Genomic DNA, 22,073 nt, shown 5'->3' with positions numbered 1-22,073 from the left:
GAAATTGACAATAAACGTTAAAAAAAATGACAGACTTGTGACTCCCGGCTTTACCACGACAAAACCCTAACCGGTTCTGTCGGCATTCCAATGAAGGTGGCTTGATGGCGCCTTTTTCAATTACACGGCGAGCAGCAGACGTTTATTCGTTTGCATATCTCGTCTTCGCATAGTGGCGCTTTGCGTCCATCAGACAATTCCTGTTTTTGATTTCTGTTGTTGCTTCGCACTGCATTGACAATATTTAACTTACCCGAGCGGTGGTATGAGGTATTTTTCGGCAGGTTAAAAAAATACGCTTCGCAGAATGAATAAGAACATGTTCAGGCTGGTTTTCAGCCGATGCCGGAGTATGCTCGTCGCTGTTGCGGAAACCGCCATTGCCCACGGCAACGCAAGTCAGGGCGAGACCCATTCATCGGCCTCACGGCGCCCGATCACACTGTTCGCCGTGCGTCACGCAGCATTCGCCGCGCTGGTTCTGTGCGGGCTCGCACCTGTTCTCGCGGATGCGCAGATCGTGCCCTCGGGCGCGCACGCGCCGAATGTCATCCAGACGCGCAATGGCCTGCCGCAGGTCGATATCAACAAGGCGTCGAATGCGGGTGTTTCGGTCAATACGTATTCGCAGTTCGATGTGCAGAAGAACGGCGCGATCCTGAACAACTCGCCCGTTATCACGAACACGCAACTCGCAGGACAGGTGAGTGGTAACCCGAATCTTTCGCCAGGCCAGTCCGCGCGGATCATTCTCAACCAGGTCAACAGCAATTCGCCCAGCCAGTTGCGCGGCTATCTCGAAGTGGCGGGCAACAGGGCCGAAGTCGTCGTGGCAAACGGTTCCGGGATCGTGGTCGATGGCGGCGGCTTCATCAATACCACGCGCGGCATTCTCACCACCGGTACGCCGATGCTCGACGCGGGCGGCAACCTGAGCGGTTTTAACGTAACTGGCGGCATGATTACCGTCCAGGGCGCGGGCCTGGATGCGACCAATATTGATCAGGTGGACCTGATCTCCCGCGCGGTGGAGGCTAACGCGGCCATCCGTGCCAACGGCCTGAATGTTATCGCCGGCGCAAATCAGGTCAGTCACGACACGCTGGCCGCGACGCCCATCGCAGGCCGCGGCGCAGCGCCAGGTGTGTCCATCGACGTGAGCCAGCTTGGCGGCATGTACGCCAACCGTATCCTGCTGGTGGGCACCGAGAACGGTGTCGGCGTATCGAATGCGGGCGTCATCGCCGCTCAGGCGGGTGACCTGACGCTCACGACGCAGGGGAAGCTGGTTCTCACCGGCAAGACAACCGCGAGCGGCAATCTTGCGGTGTCAGCGGCGGGCGATGTAGACAACGGCGGCTCGACCTACGCGCAGCAGAACCTGACCATCAGTGCGGAGAACGTCACGTCAACCGGCACCCTCGGCGCGGGCATCAATGCGGATGGCAGCGTTGGCCAGAGCGGCGATCTGAATCTGAGCGCGGCAGATACCCTTTCCGCAACCGGCCAGAACATCGCGGGTGGCAATGCCACGCTTCAGGGCAACAACGTAACGCTTGCGGGCAGCCAGAGCGCTGCTAACGGCGCGCTCACTGTTTCCGCCGCGCAGATGCTTGACACCAGTGCGGCAACGCTCAACGCGACGCAGCTATCTCTTGCGGCAGCGAACCTCACCAACCACGGCGGCACGCTAACGCAGACCGGCACCGGGCCGACAACCGTCAATGTATCCGGTACGTTCGACAACACGAACGGATCGCTGGCGACAAACAGTTCCAGCCTCACGCTCACGCCCGCTGCGCTCATCAACGACGGCGGCAGGATTACGGATTCCGGGACCGGCACCCTGTCCATTGCCACCGGTTCGCTGTCGAACAACGCGGGCACCATCGCCACGAATGGCTCGCTGGATGTCCACGGGGGCGTGGTATCGAACCGGGGCGGGACGCTGGCGGGGCAATCGTCCGCGACGTTTCAGGTGGCCTCGCTCGATAACAGCGCAGGCGGCTATGTCGGCGCACGCGACGTATCGATAAGCGGCACGGGCACACTGAACAACGAGGGCGGCACGGTGCAGGCCGACGACGTGCTTGACGTGTCAGCGCAGAGCGTTGCGAACGACGGCGGCACGATAGCGAACGGCGGCACCGGGGCTACGACGGTGAGCGCCAGCGGTGCACTCACGAACACCGGCAACGGTCTGATCGGCGGCAACGGTGACGTGTCCGTCGCGGGAGGCAGCGTCAACAATGCGGGCGGCACGCTCACCGCGTCCGCCGCGACAACTGTCCAGTCCGGCAGCACGCTCGACAATTCAGCGGGTCTGATCCAGGGCAACGGCAGTGTATCGGCCGCGGCATCCGGCGCGCTCGTCAATACCGGCGGCCAGATCGAATCGGACGGCCCGGCTACGACATTGCAGGTGTCGGGCGCATCGGTGGACAACACGAATGGCCGTATCGCCAATGTCGGCACAGGCGCGACGACCATCAGCGCGGCAACCATCACGAACGCCAACACGGGCGGCTTGAGCGGTGCCGGCACGATCGGCGGCAACGGTGACGTGACTGTGAACGCGCAGACGCTGTCGAACACAGACGGCGCACAGATTGTGTCAGGTCACGACCTGACGCTTGACGCGACGCAGTCGGTGAGTAACACGGGCGGCACACTCTCGGGTGCGAATAACCTCACGCTCGACCAGGCAGGCGCGACGCTGGTGAACCAGAATGGTTCGATCCACGCCAACGGTGCGCTCGGTCTGAACGTGGCGACGCTCGACAACACGTCGGGACGGATCGGCAATGACAACGGTAGTGGTGGCAGCGTTGCCATCACGGCTGGCACGCTGGCAAATCAGGGCGGCGCAATCGGCAGCGACCAGGACCTGAGCGTCGCGACGAACCAGCTGACCGGTGACGGCCGCATCGTGGCGGGCCGCGACGGCGCAGTAACCATCAATGGCGACTACACGCTCGACACCGCCAACCTGATCCAGGCGAATCACGATCTGAGCTTCACCACAGCAGGCAGCTTCACGAACCAGGGGACGCTCGGCGCGGTCAACGCGCTGACGGTCAATGCGGCGAACGTGGACAACCAGGCGGGCGCGGACCTCAATTCGGCCAGCACCACCGTCAACGCGGCGAACGCGATCACCAATGAAGGCCGCATCGAGGGCGACACCGTTACGACGAATAGCGCCACGCTGACCAACACCGCCACCATCATTGGCAATACCGTCACGGCGAACGCCAGCCAGTCCATTGTGAACACCGGCCCCGCCGCCATCATGGCCGCTGCTTCGCAACTGAACCTGCACTCGCCCGGCGATATCTCGAACACGGGCGGCGCAAACATGTTCAGCCTGGGCGATATCAACATCGCCGCCGATGCGACGCGCGACGGTAACGGCCTGCTCGCGAACCGTAGTAATTCAGTCACCAACGACCAGTCCACCATCGAGGCGCAGGGCAATATCGAAGTCGCGACGCAGACGCTGACGAACTCGCGGCCCGCGCCCACGGTCGAGACAGTGACCACCGATGTTGAGACTGAACACCAGACCAAGCGCGGCAAGTACATCATCTGTCCGACCGGTGGTCCGATTCCGGCCTGTTCCAATCCCACCTGGAGCGATGGCTACAAGAATCCGCTCGACGCAACGTTCAGCGCCTCGCAGATCGTGTCACAGACCTCGGGGCCGAATGCGACCGACAACGTGCTGGTCGTCAACGTCAACGGCCAGCAACAGACGATCTGGTACAACACGCTGACGAAGAACGCTGACGGTTCGGTCACCGTCAACTACTGGGACGACTACGACCCGAACATCAACTACCTGCCATCGACCGAATACCCGACGTTCAGCGGTGGACATAATGGTTATCAGGTCGTCGAGGTCGCGAGAGACACGACGACCACCACGCAGCGGGACCAGGTAACCGGTCCGCAGGGCCAGCAGGCGCAACTGCTTGCGGGCGGCAACATGACGCTGGCGAACGTCGGTACGCTCAACAACAGCTATAGTGCTATCGCAGCGGGCGGCTCGATCCAGATCGGTTCCAGCCAGCAGGACGGCGAGATTGCCAACGGGAGCGGCAATTACGGCGGCACGCTGGTGAACAATACTGGACAGACGCTGTACCAGTACCAGCGTCAGGACATCGTTTCCACCTATGCGTGGAACGTGGACACCAGCCAGGACCGGCAGACGGTGACGGAACCGTCAATCGTCCTGACGCCTGTGGCGATCGGAGGCACGGGCGGCACGATCATCGCGAATGACGCTGTCCAGATCAGCGGCACCGACATCAACAATACGAATGTTGCAGCGGCGAATTCGGCCACGGGCGCGACAGGCGGCACGCTCGGCGCGAATCAGGCGCTGACGGGCCAGCAGGCCAAGGCCCCACAGACGGTCGCGAGCAGCACCGGCGCGCTGAACGTCACGTTGCCAAAGAGTGGTCTTTACACGTATCAGACCGCGCCCGGCGCATCGTATCTGGTGGTGACCGACCCTCGCCTGACCAGCTACACCAGCTTCATTTCAAGCGACTACATGCTCGGCCAGTTGGGGCTGAATCCGCAGAGCGTCGAGAAGCGCCTGGGCGACGGCATGTATGAGGAACAGCTTGTCCGCGACCAGATCACCCAACTGACGGGCCGCGTGTACCTCCAGGGCTATACGAACAACCTCGACGAGTATCAGGCGCTGATGACGAACGGCGTAAACGTTGCGCAACAGTTCGGGCTTGAGCCCGGTATCGCGCTCACGGCCGCGCAGATGGATGCACTGACGAGCGATATTGTCTGGCTGGTCAACCAGACCGTCACACTGCCGGATGGCAGCACGCAGCAGGTCCTTGCGCCCGTTGTCTATCTCGCGCAGACCCATGCGAACGACCTGCAACCGACCGGCGCGCTGATTTCCGCCGATGACGTCGAGATTCATGCGACCGGCAGCGCCACGAACAGCGGCGTGATCAAAGGCGGTACGCAGACGGTCGTCAGCGCCACCGATATCCTGAACCGTGGCGGCACCATCGGCAGCAGCGGAACGAACGGCACCACGGTTGTGGCCGCGACGAACGATGTGGTCAATGCGTCTGGGATGATCGGCGGCAACCGCGTTGCGGTGCTGGCGGGCAACAACATCATCAATACGACGCTGGTCGACACGGTGGGCGTCAGCAACGCGGCCAGCGACAGCAGGATGAACACCACGCTGCTTGGCGCACACGGCACGATTGCCTCGACCGGCGACATGGTGATTGCAGCGGGCAATGACCTGACCATGCACGGCGCGAATATCACCGCAGGCGGTGACGCGCAGATCACGGCAGGACATGACATCACAGTTGACGCGGTGCAGTCCACAACGTCGCAGTCCGGGATGCAGAACCCGCAGCACCATTGGGAGGCCAGCAGCACCGTCAATGAGACGGGTGCAATCACGGCAGGCGGCAGTCTTGCGATGCAGAGCGGCAACGACACGACGCTCAGGGGCGCGACCGTTGCGGCGGGCGCCGACATGGCGGTGGTCGCGGGCGGCAACCTGACGGCTACCACGGTGACGGACACCGCCACTTTCAACAACGTTGCCACCGACGGTCCCTCCCGCAAGGAGGTTGACGATACGTACGACGAGCGGGCGGTCGGCACGACCTTTACCGCGGGCGGCAATGCGACGCTTGGCGCGGTCAGCACCGACGCGGGCAAGGGCAATGTGACGCTGACCGGATCGACACTCGCGGCGGGTACGGGGGCAGCGACGATTGCCGCAAGCGGCGACGTCACGCTGAACGAAGCCCGCGAGGAACATGACAGCTACGTGGCGACCGAATCGAAGCGCGGTAGCGCGTTTCACGGCTCGACCACGGACACGACACAGAGCACGCAGGCAAATATCGGCGTGGCAAGTATAGTGGCAGGCGATACCGTCAACATCAGCGCGGGCAAGGACCTGACCGTGAAAGGCTCGACGGTGGCAGGCACGAACGACGTGAATCTCGCAGCGGCTGGCAACATCAACATTACGACCTCGCAGGATACGCAGACTACGTCCACGTACTACCAGAAACATGAGTCGGGATTCGGTACGAGCGGCGGCGTCGGTATCTCGGTCGGCAGCAAGACGCAGACCGATACCACCAACACGTCGCAGGTGACGAACACGGGCAGCACAGTTGGCTCGCTCGCGGGCAATCTGAGCATCGCCGCGGGCAATGATCTGCATGTGACAGGCAGTGATCTCATTGCTGCGAAGAACGTCACCGGTACGGGCACGAACGTGATCATCGACGCCGCCACCGACACCACGCACTATGACGAATCGCATGCGGTCAAACAGAGCGGGTTCACTCTTGCCGTGAAAGCGCCGGTCATCGATGCCATATCGAATGCGGTTGACCAGACACATGCGGCCAGCAACAGCAAGGATGATCGGGCGGCGGCATTGCACGGCATGGCGGCAGCGAGCGCCGCGTGGGACGCGAATATGGCCGCCGGCGGCCTGGCCAGCGATCTTGCGACGGGCACCACGCCTCAGATGAAGGTCGAACTCAGTTTCGGCTCCAGTAGCTCGAAAAGCACCTACGCGGAGGACTCCACCACAAACGTAGGGTCGAACGTGACGGCTGGCGGAACAGCGGCGTTTGTCGCAACGGGTAACGCCACGCCCGGCAGCGGCAACGTGACCATCGCCGGTTCGAACGTGAATGCCAGCGACGTGATTCTCGCGGCGCAGAATCAGGTGAATCTCGTCAATACGACCGACACCGATTCGACGCGCAGCACGAACCAGTCGAGCAGCGGCAGCGTCGGCATATCCTATGGCAGCAGCGGTTTCGGCGTCGATGCCGCCATGTCGAAGGCGCACGGCGACGGCAATACCGATGCGGCCACGCAGAACAACACGCATGTGACGGCCGCTAATACGGCGACAATCATTTCGGGCGGCGATACGAACATCATCGGGTCCAACGTAAGCGGCCAGCAGGTGAATGCCAGCGTTGGCGGTAATCTCAATATCGCAAGCGTGCAGGACACGATGACGAGCGCCGCGCATCAGGAAAGTACGGGCGGCGGATTCAGCATCAGCCAGGGCGGCGGCAGTGCGAGCTTCAGTCACACCGACGCGAGCGCCAGCGGCAGCTATGCGGGTGTCAATGAACAGGCTGGAATCTCGGCCGGTGACGGCGGATTCAACATCAGTGTCGTGGGTAACACCGAACTCAAGGGCGGCCTGATCGCCAGCGAGGCCGATCCGTCGAAAAACACGCTTTCGACAGGTACGCTGACGTTCTCTGACGTTCAGAATTCATCCAGCTATGACGCACATTCCAGCGGAATCGGCGGGGGCATCACGGCGGGCGATGGTGGCGCGAACTACAGCACGCACGGCAGCACGTCAGGCATCAACGGGGGCGGCGTCGCGCCGATGCTAAGCCAGAACGACAGCGGAAGCGACAGCGCGACGACGAAAAGCGCGATCAGCGCGGGAACGATCATCACGACCGATACGGCGAAGCAGACCCAGGACATTGCAAGCCTGAACCGGGGCACATCGAACACGAACGGCACGGTGACGAAATTGCCGGACGTGAACGACCTTCTCGACAGGCAGTCCGACATAATGGCGGCAGCGAGCGCAGCGGGCGAAGCCGTTTCCCGGCGGATTGGCGACTATGCGAAAACGAAGTATGACGAGGCAGCCGCCGCAGGCGATCAGGCAGGCATGGACGCGTGGAAGGAAGGTGGCACAGATCGCGCGATGATGCAGGCGGCGGGCGCGGCCCTTGTGACCGGCCTGGCAGGTGGCAATGCCATCGGTGGCGCTGCCGGCGCTGCGATTGCGTCGATTGCGGCCGGACAGTTGAACAACCTGAGCGATGCGATTGCCGGTTCGAATCCGACTGGCAATGCGGCAATGGATGAAGCTCTCGGGAACATCGTGGCCAATGCGATTGCCACGGGCGCAGGCGCAGCGGTGGGCGGAAATGCAGGTGCAGTCTCGGGGTACAACGTGGATCGGTTTAACCGGCAACTGCACCCTGAAGAAAAGACTCTCGCCAAACAGCTTGCGGACAAGAGCGGCGGTAAGTACACCGAAGCGCAGATCGAAGACCAGATGCGTATCATGGGGGTGACGGTAAATGGTACCTACGAAACGGGCACAGCTACCACGTTAGTAGGGCAAGTCCCCACTGATTCGGGGGCTCAGTGGATTGGGGCTCCCGCAACGAGTGACGGACAGACGGTTCTCACGCAGAAGACTGCGCAAGCAGATTCGCAATTGCAATCGTACATTCTTGCGAACTACAACTCTGCGTCGCCGGGTGGCGTGCCGAGTCAATTCAGCTATCAACAGAGCGGTAGCAGCTCTGTCAATATAACGGGACCGTTTACAAAGTTCGACCAATCGGATGCGCAATTTATGCGGGATACGACCGGCGCCATGGCTGGTTTCGGTGCAACTCAACTTGACCGCACGTCGGCAATTGCGACTACCTTGGCGGCTGCGGGCTCGTCGATTCCCTACCTGTCGATTCCGGCCGAAGGCATTGCAGTCGGAGCCTCGGTCGGTTCATGGTTGCTTAATGGTATTCAGCAGGCGGCCTCCCCGAACTTCGGGAACTATGCGGTTTCAACGGCAATTGGCCAAGTAACCGGCGCAATGACTGGACGTTACCCGTTAGCTGCGCCAGTAATTAACGAGTTCGGCAACATAACCGGCAATAGTGGACAAGCACAGAGCGCGCAGGACTGGGTGAATACGCAGTGGTCTAAGCTAAAAGGGAAGTTTCAGTGAGCAAGATTAGATTGATCGTCGACGGAAACATCGCGGAATGGGGACGAATTAGCCTCATAGTTTTGGGCATCGGAATGTTTGCCTGTGGTCTTGCGCTTGACTTTCTTCCACGCGTTATAGCCCTTGCATTGGTGATCTTAGGCTTGCCAGTTGCCGCGGTAGGCGGATACGCCTCACGCGCGAAAGCGTTAGGTCTAAAGCCCTTTGACAACAGCTACAAGAAGGCGCGCACGAGTTACAAGACGAAGCACGACAAGAATAATGAATGAAACGCAAAGTCAGCCAGCTTTTCGCCGCCATGTGACTAGCAGAATTCACGCTTGAACCAAAATGAAAGTTCCATGGAGTCGGTTTCGGTGCTGGTATCGGCGCAGGGAAATCCACTTCATCAACGTTCGTTGTTCCGTCAATCAATGACATTTTTGGACGCAAACAATGAAACCACGCGCCCTTCACCTAGTCGTCTATTGGGTCGAGCTTGCAGTAATCTATGCGATCGCGTTTTGCGTCGTCTACTCCGTGGATGCATCAAAGGCGGAATTCCAAGCTGGCTTGTCGTTATTCTTTGTAATCTGTGCATGTTTGATTGGTCGCCCCTCGATGCCGCATGAGTTGGCAAAGCTGCTGGCTCGTCCGATGGTTCTACTCATGTCGATTGTCGTAATGGGATTCGGAATATTTGGAACGCGTCAGCCAGACCTAACGATTCTCGCACCGGGGGTTGGCCTGTGTCTCTTGGGGGCGGCGTTCGCTGATCGCGTCGAACGTTCACGCACACGTAAGTAGTCGAAACAATATAGATGTATGAAAGTATGAAAATCAGAAAAAGGCTGGTGGCCCTGCCCCTCACGTCCTTGGCATCGCTCGCCTTCGCGCAACAAACGCCGACGCCAACACCAGCGGACGCCGCAGCAGCGGCACGCGCCAACGCAGAACAGAACCAGCAGGTGCACCTGTAGCGCGCAGTGCACTGGAACGCAAGACCAGGGTGTACGCGCGTCCGGCATGCGCTCAACTGCACTGCAGAATAGGACGGGTTGTTTGTGCAAAAGAATACCGATTTTCCGCTGATTGTAGACCTGGACGGAACGCTGACATTGACCGACACGCTGGCTGAGTCCGTCATCAAGGTCGTGAAGCAGAATCCATTGAATCTCATCCGTTTGCCAATATGGCTGTTGAAAGGACGTTTGGCATTCAAGCGAGAGATTGCCGCCCGCTCCACTATTGCAGCCGAGCACCTGCCGTATCGCAAAGCGTTAGTCGACTATCTGATTGCCGAAAAAAAGCGTGGCCGTAAGATCGTTCTCGCCACTGCCGCGCACAGTTCGATTGCGGAACGCGTGTCCGCGCATCTGGAACTCTTCGACGCGGTGCTGGCCACGGAGGGCGACACCAACCTGAGAGGACGGACGAAGCTTGAGAAAGCGCGCCTATGCGTCGGCGAGCGGTTCGTCTACGCCGGCGACAGTCGTGCTGACCTGCCAGTATGGCTCGGTTCCCAGGCGGCCGTTCTCGCTGGCGTTTCGCCACGTCTTGCCAATCTGGTTCGCACGAATGTCCCTGTTGAGCGGGAGTTCCCAAACAGCAAAGCCGACCTTTCGCTCTGGCTGAAGGCGCTGCGCGTTCACCAGTGGCTCAAGAACCTGTTGCTTTTTGTACCCTTGCTGACGGCATTTTCCTTCTTTGATACAGGCAAGCTGGTGACGCTCGCGCTAGCATTTGTCTCGATGTCGCTGGGCGCATCAGCGACCTACATCGCGAACGATCTCTGGGATCTGGATAGCGACCGACGGCCTCCCCGCAAGCGGCAGCGGCCCTTCGCGAGCGGGGCACTATCGATATCGAGCGGCATCCTGTGTGCGGTTGCGCTACTCGTCACGTCGCTCGCGCTGGCGTTATCAACATCGGCAGCGTTTGCGGTGATGCTCTTGTTCTACCTGATCTTGACCACCGCCTACAGCCTGTTTCTAAAAAGGCGCGTGATGATCGACGTCATCGCGCTCTCACTGCTGTATACGCTGCGAATCTTCGCGGGATCGGTGGCGGTAAACATCAGCACGAGTCACTGGCTACTCGCGTTTTCCGTCTTGACATTCCTGAGTCTCGCGCTCGTCAAGCGCTGCGCCGAACTGGTGTCCCTGCGCATGAGCGCCGACGCCGTCACGGTGGGGCGCGACTATCGTGTTGCGGATCTTGAAGTGCTGTGGCCGCTGGGTATCGGCTCGTCCTTCGCGGCAGTGATTGTCTTCGGCCTTTCTATCAACGCGCCGGAGACGATCGACCGGTATGCGGTACCCGGACTGCTGTGGTTTGTCGCAATCGGCCTGATCGCCCTGTTCGCGCGCCTGTGGATCAAGACCGTGCGCGGCGTAATGGATGACGACCCGTTAGTCCATCTGATCGAAGATCACGGCAGCCTCCTTACCATTCTGATCATGGTCGCCACCATGATGACGGCCCACTTTGTGCAGCTTTGACAGGTCCCGGCAAAATGAATTTGAAAAACAGAAACAGGATGCTGGCGTTCTGCCGGTTCTCGATCGTATTCGTCCTGCTGCTCGTGTGCGCAGGAAACATCACGAACAGTCAGCATGATCGAGGGGACGGCTCCGCGGCCGTACGTCTACCGCTCCACGTTTGCCAAAGCGGCGAAGTACATGGCCGGGCAATTGAACCCTGCGCTCCAGCAGAAACTGTTCAAGTCCATCAGTCGCTATGATTCGCTGCACCATAGCTACTTCAGCGGCGTCCCGGACACGTACTGGACGCCGATAGTCGCCATCACGTACCACATCGTCTATTTCTTCGTGGTGCTGTCGATGGCGCTTGCGCTATTACTGATCTACAAGCTGGCGCGGATGCGTGGCCTGTCGTTCGGGCAGGCACTCGGGTTTCTGGCTGGCTTCAGCTTCATCTACCCACTTACGTTCCAGGCGGGCGCGTACTACTACGACTTCATCGAAATACTGGGCGTGTTCAGCGCATGCTATTTCATGCTAAAGCGCTGGATGATCCCCTGCACGCTGGCGATTGCGTTTTTCTCGTTCAACAAGGAAACGTTCTTTCTTGTGCCACTTGCGTTGTTCTTCCTGCACCAGCGGGACGTCCCGATGCGCAGCCGGTTCGGCTGGCTGGCGCTCCAGTTGGTATGCTGTTTCGTCAGCCGGGATTTCCTCATGAACGGCTACGAAGCGAACAGCGGCGGTTTCATCGAGTTTCACGCGAAGGAAAACCTGCTGTTCTGGCTTAACCCGGCTTCATACGTTCGTTTCTATAACCTGGTTGCCAAGGGCATCCTGACCCCGAGCCTTCAGAATCCGCTGATCCTTGTGCCCACGATTGTGTTCTTTCGCCGTGCGTGGCTGGAGACCAGTGTGAGCGACAGACGATACTTCCTTGCCGCGTTCCTGCCGCTCCTCGTTCTGTTCGTGCTCTTCGGCTATACCGACGAGATCCGCAACCTTTCCCTTGCTTTCCCCGCGATCGTGCTCCTCGCATTGAATGGCGCGAGCCGTTTCGGGCAGATCTTCTCGAACGCAGAAAGCGATCAGGCGCACGTTGAGACGCGCGTGTGTTCCAACGTGGCGGGCTAGTCATGTCGTTGATCGCGATGATTGCCAGCGGTATGTTGAGCGGACTGGCAAGTGTTCTGCTGCGGCTCGCCGCACTTCGGGCGGCGACACCGTCAGTAGGTGAATGGGTGCCGCTTCTGCTCCGCGTGGCCGCAATAGGCTCTTACGGAGTCGGATTTGTTCTCTATGCGCTTGCGCTTCGCAAGGCCAGTCTGGGCGTCGCCTATCCGTTGATGGTCGCTGTCTCGATCCTGGTCGTACTGGCGTTCACGGCGCTGCATGAGCAGGTGTTAAAGCCGACTCAGCTGGTCGGCGCGGTAGTGATTCTTGGTGGTGTGTGGTTAGTTACAAGGCCGGCATGACAAAACAACAATCTCTGCAGGTCAGCAGGGCGGCGCTGTCTGTCCTTCCGTTGGCGGCAGCGCTCTTTGCGCCAGGTAGTTCGACTTCACTCGCGCAGCAGGCGCCAACTCCGGCAGATACAGCCGCAGCGGCGCGCGCCAATGCCGAACAGAACCAGCAGCTCCAGCAGCAACGCGACGCGCAGCAGCGTGAGAAGACCGTCAACGCGCCTTCGGTACGCTCGAGCGCGCCGAAGGCCAGCGTCTGGCCGGAACTGCCTGCTGAAACGCCATGCTTTCACATCGAATGGTTTTTGCTCGACGTACCTGCCACGTTACCTGATGCCGTGCGCAAACAGGGTGCATCCGCGTTGCCGCTCGACCGCTTCGCGTTCGCCCGCGAATGGCTCGACCATTACCGGGGGCAATGCGTCGGCAAGGCAGGACTCGACACGCTCACCAAGGGATTGCAGCAGGCTATTCTCGGTCGCGGCTATATCACCACACGCGTACTGTTACCCGAACAGGACCTGTCAACCGGCACGCTGAAGTTTGCACTGGTGCCGGGCGTGTTGCGAACGATCCGCTTCGCCGACCCCGCCACGCGCGGCGTATGGAAAACGGCCTTCCCGACCCGCGAGGGTGACATGCTGAACCTGCGCGACCTCGAACAGGGACTGGAACAGATGAAGCGCGTCAGCAGCCAGGACGTGGACATGAAAATCGAACCCACTGACGTACCCGGCGAAAGCGATGTGGTCGTCACGGTAAAGCGCGCGAAGCCATGGACGGTGGTCGCCTCGGTGGACAACTCAGGCACGCGGGCCACCGGCAAGCTGCAAGGCAACCTGAGCCTCGGCATAGACAATCCGCTCGGGCTGAACGACATTTTCAACGTCGGTGTGAGTCAGGACCTCGAATTCGACGACAAAGGTCTCGGTTCGCACGGCTGGAACGGCTTCTATTCGGTTCCATGGGGCTACTGGACCGGCACGCTATCGGCCTACACGAACACGTACTACCAGCAGATTGCGGGCGCGAATCAGACGTTCGTGTCGAGTGGCAACGCGCAGACCGTTGACTTCAAACTGCAACGGGTGCTGATGCGCAGCCAGAACAACGTACTTGGCGCGCAGTTCCGCCTGACGAAGCGCTTCGGTGAAAGCTTCATTGAAGACACCGCTATCCCGCAGCAGCGGCGCAACAACACGTTCATCGAGGCGGGACTTACCGATCGCCACTACTTCGGCGCGTCGCAGTTCGACGGCAGCCTCGCGTACCGTCAGGGCGTGGGCGGACTAGGGGCGACACCAGACTTCTACGAGAATGGCCCGACTTACCGCTTCCGCATGGCCATCTTCGACGCGAACCTGTCGGTGCCGTTCAAGGTCGCAAGCCAGCCATTGCGTTACGTGACGAGCGTGCACGGCCAGTTCACGAACAACACGCTGAACTATATCGATGACCTGACCATCGGCAGCCGCTACACGGTGCGCGGCTTCGACGGCGAAACGATGCTCGCGGCCGAGCGCGGTTTCTTCTGGCGCAACGAGTTGCAGCTACCGGTTGGATCGACGGGACAGTCACTTTACGCCGGCATCGACTACGGGCACGTATTCGGACCGAACGCCGCATATCTCGCCGGGACACAGCTGGCAGGTACGGTGATCGGTGTGCGCGGTAGTGGATCAGCAAAGGCAGGCGCGCTCGCCTATGACCTGTTCGCCGGGACGCCAATCTACAAGCCGTCAGATTTTCCCACTGCGCGCGTGACGATCGGTTTCCAGTTGACCGCTCAATTCTGAAATTCACCCCGTCGACGCTATCCGGGTTTTCGGCGTTTCAACAAAGAGGAAAACAAAATGAAGTTATCGAAAACTTATGGGCTTGGAGCCGTTGCTGTTGCCGTTGCCGTGGCACTGAGCGGCTGTGCAACTGAGTCGTCGCACTCACTGCCGGTGCCCCCCGTCGCCAGTGCGCAGAAGCCAACGGTGAGCCAGCCCATCGGCATTTCAGTCGGCAAGTTCGACAACCGGTCGAGCTATATGCGCGGCATCTTCTCGGATGGCGCTGACCGTCTCGGTGGGCAGTCCAAGACCATCCTGATTACGGCAATCCAGCAGACAGGGCGTTTCAATGTGCTCGATCGCGACAACCTCGACGAAATCCGCCAGGAAGCAGGCTTCCTCAAAAAAGCACAATCGATCAAGGGGGCGCGCTTCGTCATCACCGGGGACGTAACGGAGTTCGGTCGCAAGGAGGTTGGCGACCGGCAGCTATTTGGCATCCTCGGCCGTGGCAAGAGTCAGGTGGCCTACGCAAAGGTCAGCCTGAACGTCGTCGACACGATGACATCGGAAGTCGTGGCGTCGAGCCAGGGAGCGGGCGAGTTCAGTCTTTCGAACCGTGAAGTCATCGGCTTTGGCGGCACCGCCGGCTACGACTCGACACTGAACGGCAAGGTGCTCGATCTGGCGATCCAGGAGGCCGTCAATCATCTGGTCGAGCAGGTCGATGCAGGCACGCTCAAGGCCGCACAGTAAGTGCGCCGGGCCATTGCGGCCATCCACTTTCAACCGTAGCTGCAATAAACATAATGACGCGATTCACGATGAATCATAGCCGCATGATGCGGGGACTCTGTCTGCCAGTGATGGCGACAGCCATGCTCCTCACGGGATGCGCGGCGAACCGCACCCAGCCGCTTTACCAGTGGACCGGCTACCAGCCGGCCGTGTACGACTATCTCAGGGAGAAAAGGCTCCGCAGGAGCAGATCGATGCGCTGGAAAAGGCCCTCCAGGACATCAGCGGCAAGGGGCACACGCCGCCGCCGGGATTTCATGCGCAACTGGGCATGCTGTACGCGAGTGTCGGGAACGACACCCAGGCCATGCAGGAGTTCGAGTCCGAGAAACAGCTGTTTCCGGAGTCCTCGACCTACATGGACTTCCTGATGAAGAAACCGAAACAGCCCTGAGCGAGCCGCCATGTCCAAGATCCTTTCCTTCAAACTCTGGTTTGCGCTATCGACTGTTGCACTGCTGTCCGCGTGCGCGCAACCTGTGAAGCACGCCGACTACACCGCATTCAAGAACAGCCGGCCGCGCTCGATCCTCGTGCTGCCGCCGACCAACGAAACGGCGGACGTTCAGGCGACCAACAGCATGCTCTCGCAGATGACGATGCCGCTCGCCGAATCCGGCTACTACGTGGTACCGGTCGCGGTGATGGACGAAACGTTCAAACAGAACGGCCTGACGATGGCGGCCGAGATCGAGGCGACCTCACCCGCGAAGCTGCGCGAAATCTTCGGTGCCGACACGGCCCTGTATTCGAAGATCACACAGTACGGCTCCGTGTACCACATCGTCGACAGTGCAACAGTAGTAACGGCGTCCGCCAGGCTGGTCGATCTCAAGACCGGTGACGTGCTATGGCAGGGCAGTGCGAGCGCCAACAGCAATGAGGGCAACAACAATGCTGGCGGTGGCCTGATCGGCATGCTGGTCATGGCGGCGATCAAGCAGGTTGCGAATTCGCTGACGGACAGGGGGCACGATATTGCCGGAGTGACGAGCTATCGGCTTCTGCATGCCGGGCCGCCGAACGGGCTGCTTTACGGGCCACGGTCACCTCAATACGGCACTGATTGAACAATCCTCGATCAGCAGGGACTGGCTGTGGCGGCAGATGGCTCGTACGGTACTGGGTTGTCGAGTTAATACATGATCTGGAAGGCGTGCCACTACTCTTCGCGGGTCATACGGCGTGTGATCAGGCCGGCTAGCGCAACGTCCGCAAGACCGAAGCCGAGCGACTTAAATATTGTCACGTCGCCTCGTGCGCGATCCGCAATCTGGGGATTCGTGAGTACCACGCCGAGTTCGACGACGCGGTCCCAGTCGACAACACCCGGCGCGGCCATCAGCAGACATCGCCGTGGACGATCGACGTCAATTGTCCGTCTTCGCTCGAGAAGAGCGGAACGACGAAATCGAACCGGCCGCGATGCGTCGAATAGATCTTCGCGCCGCACACACCCGCGCTCGGCAGGATTGCACCCATCGCACTGATCGATACATGCTCGCCCTTCGTTCTGACGCGCGGCTGAACCGATGCACGGCCCGCGCCGTGTTCGATCAGCGCAAGGCGTAGTTCGGCAATTGCGTCGCGCATGGTGATCAGACGGCGCACATGGTCGTCGGTAATGAAATGCATGATGTTGTGTCGGCTCAGATGAGAGTTGGTCGTCAGGAACGGCGGTTTCAATAGCGCTCGAACGCGGCCTGCAACGTCTTCGTGTCGCAGCCTTGCGTGAGTGCCAACGTGAGAAGCAGTCGGGCTTTCTGCGGAACCTGGTCGTCGACGGTCAGCCAGCCATACTCGTCGTCGGGTTGCGCGCCGTTGCGCAGCACGATGCCGTTGCCGGTGCGCGATGCCCGAACCACGTGCACGCCGCGCCGTGCTGCTGCCCGAAGTGTCGTGAGCAGATGGCTGGCGACGTTGCCGTTGCCGGTGCCTACAAAGATCAGCCCGCGCGCGTTCGCGGCGATTGACGCGAGCGCATCGGACTCGAGTGCGCCGTATCCGTAGGCGATGTCGACTTTGGGCAGGCAGGCAAGCCTGTCGAGCGACCACGGCGTGTCGACCGTATGCGCGCGCGATGGGCGGCGATAGTAGTGCGGCACGCCTTCGATCACATATCCAAGCGCACCATAAGGCGAACGAAACGCTTCGAGCTTGAAGCTGTTGCTCTTCACGACATCGCGCGCAGTGTGTATTTCGCTATTGGCGACGACCAGCGTGCCGATGCCGCGCGACGACGGGTGCGCCGCGACCGCGATTGCATCGTAAAGATTAAGCGCCGCATCGGAACTCATCGCCGACGGTGGACGCATCGATCCGACTACGACGACCGGTTTTACGCTTTTGAGCGTCAGATGCAGAAAATATGCGGTTTCTTCGATCGTGTCGGTGCCGTGGGTGATTACCACACCGTCCACATCCTGCTGGGCAAGCACATTGTCAACGCGCTTGCCGATTGCGAGCAGATGTTCGTTATTGAAGTTCTCGGAGCCCGTTTGCAGCAACTGCTCCGAGCGCAGATTGGCCAGCGCCAGGGCATGAGGGATGGTATCGAGAACCTCGTCGATGCCAAGCACCGAGCACAGGTAGGCAGACGTGTTGACGGCGGCTTTGCCCTGGCCGGCAATGGTGCCGCCGGTGCCGATTACCAGGATGTTGGGCTTGGCTGTCATGCGGATTCGATCGGGTAAGGGGAACGCGCTCGCGAAACGCATCGCATCGCGGCATTAATTTGAACGGGCGAACGTGCGACGCAGTTCGTGGCCGGCACTGCTTGCCAGCCAGTCAGCGAGCAGCGCGGCGGAACCCGTCGCGAGCGTGAATCCGAGCGCGCCGTGGCCGACGTTGAGCCACAGGTTGCGGTAACGTGTCGGTCCGACAATCGGCGTGCCGCGCGGGGTAGCCGGGCGTAGGCCGGTCCATTCGCGGGCAGTGATGGACCCGGTCAAATCAGGGAGCAAGGCGGCTGTCTCGGTATGCAGTGTCCCCAGCCGGATGGGATCGGCTTCGAGCGAATAGCCTTCAATGTCGGCAATGCCCGCAACGCGTAATCGATCACCCAGTCGCGCATAAACGACTTTGCGGCTGAAATCCGTGACGCTGAGGCGCGGCGCGACCGTCTCCGGTTGCAGATCGAACGTGAGGCTGTAGCCCTTGAGCGGATAGACCGGCACACGGATATGCAGCGCCTTCAGAAGGTGGGCCGCCCCGGCGCCCGATGCGACGACGATATGATCCGTCGCGAGCGGCGCGCCTTTCTGGAGAGCTTCCACGTCGCCGTTCGCGTTGAGTCTCAAAGTGTCGATCGGCGTATTCATCAGCAAGCGAACGCCGCGTTCGCGCAGCACGGCCGCGAGGCCTTCGCAGAAGCGCAAACAATCGGCGGTTTCCTCGCTCGGTGTATGAATGCCGCCCGCGAGAAGCGGCTTGACGTGTGACAGCGCCGGTTCGAGTTCGACGCAGGCGTCAACGCTCAGCGCCTGCTGTTCACAACCGAGCGCGCGCTGGAATTCGAGCAGACTCAGGGCATTTTGCATGGCGTTCGCGTCACGGTGCACCACGAGCTTGCCCGAGCGAACGAAGTCGAAGTCGAGCGTGGGTTCTGTGCCGATCAGCTCGTGCATGAGCGTTCGACTCAGGAACGAGAGCGACAGCAGACTTCGTGTCGTCAGTTCGCAGCGTTCGCGAGTGCATGCTGAGAGAAATTCGAAGCACCAGCGCCATTGCTCGAGGCTCAGCTTGGGCCGCAGACGCACAGGCGAATCGCGCTGCGTCAGCCAGCGCGGCAGCTTCGAGACGACGCCAGGGCCGGCGAGCGGCGCGACATAGCTGTACGACAGTTGGCCGCCGTTGCCGGAACTGGTCTCGCCCGCGACGTCCGCGTGCCGGTCGGCGACCGTCACGTCGTGGCCCGCGCGACTCAGGTAATACGCGCTCGACAAGCCGATGACGCCTGCACCGACGATCAATATCCGCATGCTGTCGTACTCGCTCTCTGGGGTGATTTGCGTTGGGCGTGTGCCACGCGATGCATGGCTTGCCCGATAACTACACTGTACGGTGGCATCGATGCAGAGGAATTGCACCGATCTGCCGGAAAATAGAAGAAACGCGACAGATGCCTGAGGGACGAGACGAAATGCGCCGCGCGCGGCCCGCGAGGGTCAGGCCGTGGCGACGCTCCGCGACGCGCGTAGCTTGCCCGGCGTCACGCCATAAGCCTCGCGGAACACGCGGATGAAATGTGCGGAGTCCGCGAAGCCGCACTCGTACGCAATGTCAGTAATCTTGCGTGCCGTGTTGACGAGCATCCAGCGCGCGTAGCGCAGGCGCATGCGCCGATAGAACTCGTTCGGCGATGTGTCCATCTCCGCCATGAACGCGCGTTCGAGATTGCGCACGCTGGTGCCGATCATCTTCGCGATGACCGCAATGTTCAGCGGTGCTTCGAGGTTCTCTTCCATCAGCAGCACCGCGTGACGGACCGTGGCATCGTCGACGGAAAGGTAGCCGAGCGCCGCGCGCCGCTCGACAAACGAGGAGCCGCCCTGACGGCTCACTGTCATCTGATGAATCACCTTCGACGCGCGATCCGGCCCGCAGTGCAGGCTGATCAGGCGCGCGGCCAGTTCGACCACGGAAATCCCGCCCGCACAGGTGATGCGGTCGCCGTCAATCAGATAGTCGGCGTGCGTGATGACACGCAAGGCCGGAAACATGCGCCGGTAGTCGTCGAGATGGAAGCTGTGCACACAGGCGACGCGATCTTCGAGCAGGCCCGCACGCGCCAGCACGAAGCTGCCGGTGCACATGCCGACTAGCGGAACGCCCGCGTGGACGGCCTGTTTCAGATAGTCCCAGTAGCGACGGTCGACGTGATCGAGATGCGGCAGCAGGCCGCCTATCACGACCAGATAGTCGAATTGCGCGACGTCGGGAAACGCGGACTGCACCTGCACCGGAATACCGCAGCTCGCCTCGACCGATTCGCCTTGCACGCCGACGATCGTCCACAGGCAGCGCAACTGACGGCTCTGGTCGCCGCGATCCGCGGCATGGCGCAGCGCATCGCACAGGCCGGCGAGCGACAGCATGGGAAAGCGCGGCCATAAGAGGATGCCAACGCTCAATTCCGCTTCGGAGCGGCTTGCGCGTTTCTGGAGCGTACGCGGCAACGCGTCCAACTGCTCGACCAGTTCGTGAGCCGCCTGCGTATGGGGCTGGGAAACGCTAGAAGGAGGGTCAGCAGTCGGCATGCGCGAACTCGTGGGCGGTTCGTTCGGATTATACGGTGACGGGTTGCGAATCGGTGTGGCTGGCACTTGCCGCAATTCTTCTATTTTCCGGCAGATCGATTCAATGCCGCGGCATTCTGGCTGCATAAATTTGTAACCGCTAACGAACGACGCCGCGCCCCGAGGTGCGGCTCGCTCCAGCGAAGGCAGGCATACCGGCCGCATTGAGACGCGTGCGGTTTGTGCGTCCGGTCGACGGACGGCGCTGGCCGCTCGTCCCGGCCAACCACAACTACTTTTTCGGGTGAAGCATGAGCAAAAGCACAGCCTTGGGTCGCGTCATGGCGACTGTCGGCATTCTGGGAACGTTGGCGGCCGCTGCAATGGGCGTCGCCCGTGCCGACGAGATGGTGAAAATCGGCGAAGCCGCGCCCGTGACCGGACCGGCTTCGTACCTGGGCAAGGACACCGAAAACGGCGCGCGCCTCGCGATCGAGGAAATCAACCAGAGCGGCCTCATGATTGGTGGACGCAAGGTGACGCTGGTGTTCGACGCACAGGATGATGCCGGCGACCCGCGTCAGGCGACTCAGGTTGCCCAGAAACTGGCGGACGACAAGGTTGTCGCGGTGGTCGGGCACATGCAGTCGGGCTCGACCATTCCCGCTTCAAAGATCTACAACGATGCGGGTATCGTGCAGGTCTCGCCATCCGCGACGAATCCGGCGTACACCCTGCAGGGATTCAAAACTGCGTATCGTGTCGTCGCGACGGACGCTCAGCAAGGTCCGACGCTTGCCGACTACGCGGCAAAAACGCTGAAGGTGAAAACGGTTGCGATCGTCGACGACTCGACCGCCTACGGTCAGGGACTTGCCGTCGAATTCGAGAAGCAGGCGAAGGCGGACGGCATCACGGTGTTGTCACATGACGCGAGCACCGACAAGGCGGTCGATTTTCGCGCGATTCTCACGAAAATTAAAGGCGAAAAGCCCGACGCGATCATGTACGGTGGACTTGACGGCACGGGCGGCCCGTTCGCGAAGCAGGCGAAGCAACTCGGCATTACGGTGAAAGTACTGGCCGGCGACGGCTTATGTGCCGACGATCTCGCGAAACTTGCCGGCGACGCATCCGACAACGTGATCTGCTCGATTGCCGGCGCGCCGCTGCTGAACATGGCCGAAGGACCAGATTTTGTCGAACGTTACAAGAAGCGTTTTGGCTATGCTCCGGTCTTGAACTCACCGTTCGCATACGACGCGGTGGGCGTTATCGTCGCTGCGATGAAGCGTGCGCAATCGACCGACTCCGCGAAGATTCTCGCCGCGATGCCGGCCACCGACTACCACGGTGTGCTCGGTGAAACGCAGTTCGATTCGAAAGGCGATCTGCGGCACGGCGTAATTTCGCTGTACAAATATGTTGGAGGCAGACAGACGTTACTGGGCGTCGTGGAGAAGTAATCGCGTTTTAGCAGTCTTTTTGTTTCCTTATAACCCGCTTCCAGACTTGTCCCAAAC

The 22,073-nt window shown here is 60.7% G+C and carries 15 protein-coding genes and 1 pseudogene; 11 read left to right on the top strand and 5 right to left on the bottom strand.

Features of this window, described 5'->3' with window-relative positions; all coding sequences use genetic code 11:
* Nucleotides 1-307: 307 nt before the first annotated feature.
* From OKW41_RS06750 to OKW41_RS06705, 10 genes and pseudogenes are all read left to right on the top strand, one after another.
* Nucleotides 308-8,812 carry a hemagglutinin repeat-containing protein gene (locus OKW41_RS06750; RefSeq protein WP_429571960.1) on the top strand — a complete coding sequence of 2,835 codons (8,505 nt, stop codon included), beginning with the start codon at nucleotides 308-310 and terminating at the stop codon, nucleotides 8,810-8,812.
* On the top strand, nucleotides 8,809-9,081 hold the full coding sequence (locus OKW41_RS06745; RefSeq protein WP_429571959.1) for a hypothetical protein: 273 nt from the start codon (nucleotides 8,809-8,811) through the stop codon (nucleotides 9,079-9,081). Before OKW41_RS06750 ends, OKW41_RS06745 begins: the two co-directional genes overlap by 4 nt.
* Before the next feature lie 543 nt (nucleotides 9,082-9,624).
* Nucleotides 9,625-9,771, top strand: coding sequence for a hypothetical protein (locus OKW41_RS06740; RefSeq protein ID WP_429571958.1), 147 nt, complete (start codon nucleotides 9,625-9,627; stop codon nucleotides 9,769-9,771).
* An 84-nt stretch (nucleotides 9,772-9,855) separates the two neighbouring features.
* Nucleotides 9,856-11,292: a UbiA family prenyltransferase gene (locus OKW41_RS06735; RefSeq protein WP_429571957.1), complete on the top strand. Its 1,437-nt coding sequence runs from the start codon at nucleotides 9,856-9,858 to the stop codon at nucleotides 11,290-11,292.
* A gap of 114 nt (nucleotides 11,293-11,406) precedes the next feature.
* Nucleotides 11,407-12,408: a hypothetical protein gene (locus OKW41_RS06730; protein ID WP_429571956.1), complete on the top strand. Its 1,002-nt coding sequence runs from the start codon at nucleotides 11,407-11,409 to the stop codon at nucleotides 12,406-12,408.
* A 2-nt stretch (nucleotides 12,409-12,410) separates the two neighbouring features.
* Nucleotides 12,411-12,749, top strand: coding sequence for a small multidrug resistance protein (locus OKW41_RS06725; protein WP_429571955.1), 339 nt, complete (start codon nucleotides 12,411-12,413; stop codon nucleotides 12,747-12,749).
* Complete coding sequence (locus OKW41_RS06720; RefSeq protein ID WP_429571954.1) at nucleotides 12,746-14,533, top strand: ShlB/FhaC/HecB family hemolysin secretion/activation protein; 1,788 nt, start codon at nucleotides 12,746-12,748, stop codon at nucleotides 14,531-14,533. The genes OKW41_RS06725 and OKW41_RS06720 overlap by 4 nt, the downstream gene beginning before the upstream one ends.
* Nucleotides 14,534-14,590: 57 nt before the next feature.
* Entirely contained in the window at nucleotides 14,591-15,271 is a 681-nt protein-coding gene (locus tag OKW41_RS06715) for a CsgG/HfaB family protein (protein ID WP_429571953.1), read from the top strand.
* Between the two features lie 83 nt (nucleotides 15,272-15,354).
* Nucleotides 15,355-15,707, top strand: a pseudogene (locus tag OKW41_RS06710) (DUF4810 domain-containing protein).
* 10 nt (nucleotides 15,708-15,717) lie between these two features.
* Nucleotides 15,718-16,383 (top strand): DUF799 domain-containing protein, encoded by a 666-nt coding sequence (locus OKW41_RS06705; RefSeq protein ID WP_429445293.1) that lies wholly within the window; start codon nucleotides 15,718-15,720, stop codon nucleotides 16,381-16,383.
* Between the two features lie 92 nt (nucleotides 16,384-16,475).
* Here OKW41_RS06705 and OKW41_RS06700 read toward each other — a convergent pair whose 3' ends face one another.
* The 5 genes from OKW41_RS06700 to OKW41_RS06680 all read right to left on the bottom strand — a co-directional run bounded on the left by OKW41_RS06700 (nucleotide 16,476) and on the right by OKW41_RS06680 (nucleotide 20,571).
* Nucleotides 16,476-16,655, bottom strand: a complete 180-nt coding sequence (locus tag OKW41_RS06700; protein ID WP_429571952.1) for a hypothetical protein — start codon at nucleotides 16,653-16,655, stop codon at nucleotides 16,476-16,478.
* Entirely contained in the window at nucleotides 16,655-16,999 is a 345-nt protein-coding gene (locus OKW41_RS06695) for a hypothetical protein (RefSeq protein WP_429571951.1), read from the bottom strand. The genes OKW41_RS06700 and OKW41_RS06695 overlap by 1 nt, the downstream gene beginning before the upstream one ends.
* The gene (locus OKW41_RS06690) at nucleotides 16,996-17,988 is read right to left on the bottom strand and encodes an asparaginase (protein WP_429445644.1); all 993 of its coding nucleotides are present in this window, start codon (nucleotides 17,986-17,988) and stop codon (nucleotides 16,996-16,998) included. Before OKW41_RS06690 ends, OKW41_RS06695 begins: the two co-directional genes overlap by 4 nt.
* A gap of 54 nt (nucleotides 17,989-18,042) precedes the next feature.
* Nucleotides 18,043-19,293, bottom strand: coding sequence for a D-amino acid dehydrogenase (locus OKW41_RS06685; protein WP_429571950.1), 1,251 nt, complete (start codon nucleotides 19,291-19,293; stop codon nucleotides 18,043-18,045).
* A gap of 186 nt (nucleotides 19,294-19,479) precedes the next feature.
* Nucleotides 19,480-20,571 carry a GlxA family transcriptional regulator gene (locus tag OKW41_RS06680; RefSeq protein WP_429571949.1) on the bottom strand — a complete coding sequence of 364 codons (1,092 nt, stop codon included), beginning with the start codon at nucleotides 20,569-20,571 and terminating at the stop codon, nucleotides 19,480-19,482.
* 320 nt (nucleotides 20,572-20,891) lie between these two features.
* Here OKW41_RS06680 and OKW41_RS06675 point away from each other — a divergent pair, with 320 nt between their 5' ends.
* Nucleotides 20,892-22,016, top strand: a complete 1,125-nt coding sequence (locus OKW41_RS06675; protein ID WP_429573359.1) for a branched-chain amino acid ABC transporter substrate-binding protein — start codon at nucleotides 20,892-20,894, stop codon at nucleotides 22,014-22,016.
* Nucleotides 22,017-22,073: the final 57 nt, after the last annotated feature.

The organism is Paraburkholderia sp. UCT70 (assembly GCF_050434085.1).
Lineage (GTDB): Bacteria > Pseudomonadota > Gammaproteobacteria > Burkholderiales > Burkholderiaceae > Paraburkholderia > Paraburkholderia tuberum.
Note: the sequence above shows the minus strand (reverse complement) of the source record. Positions and strands in the feature narration are given on the sequence as shown.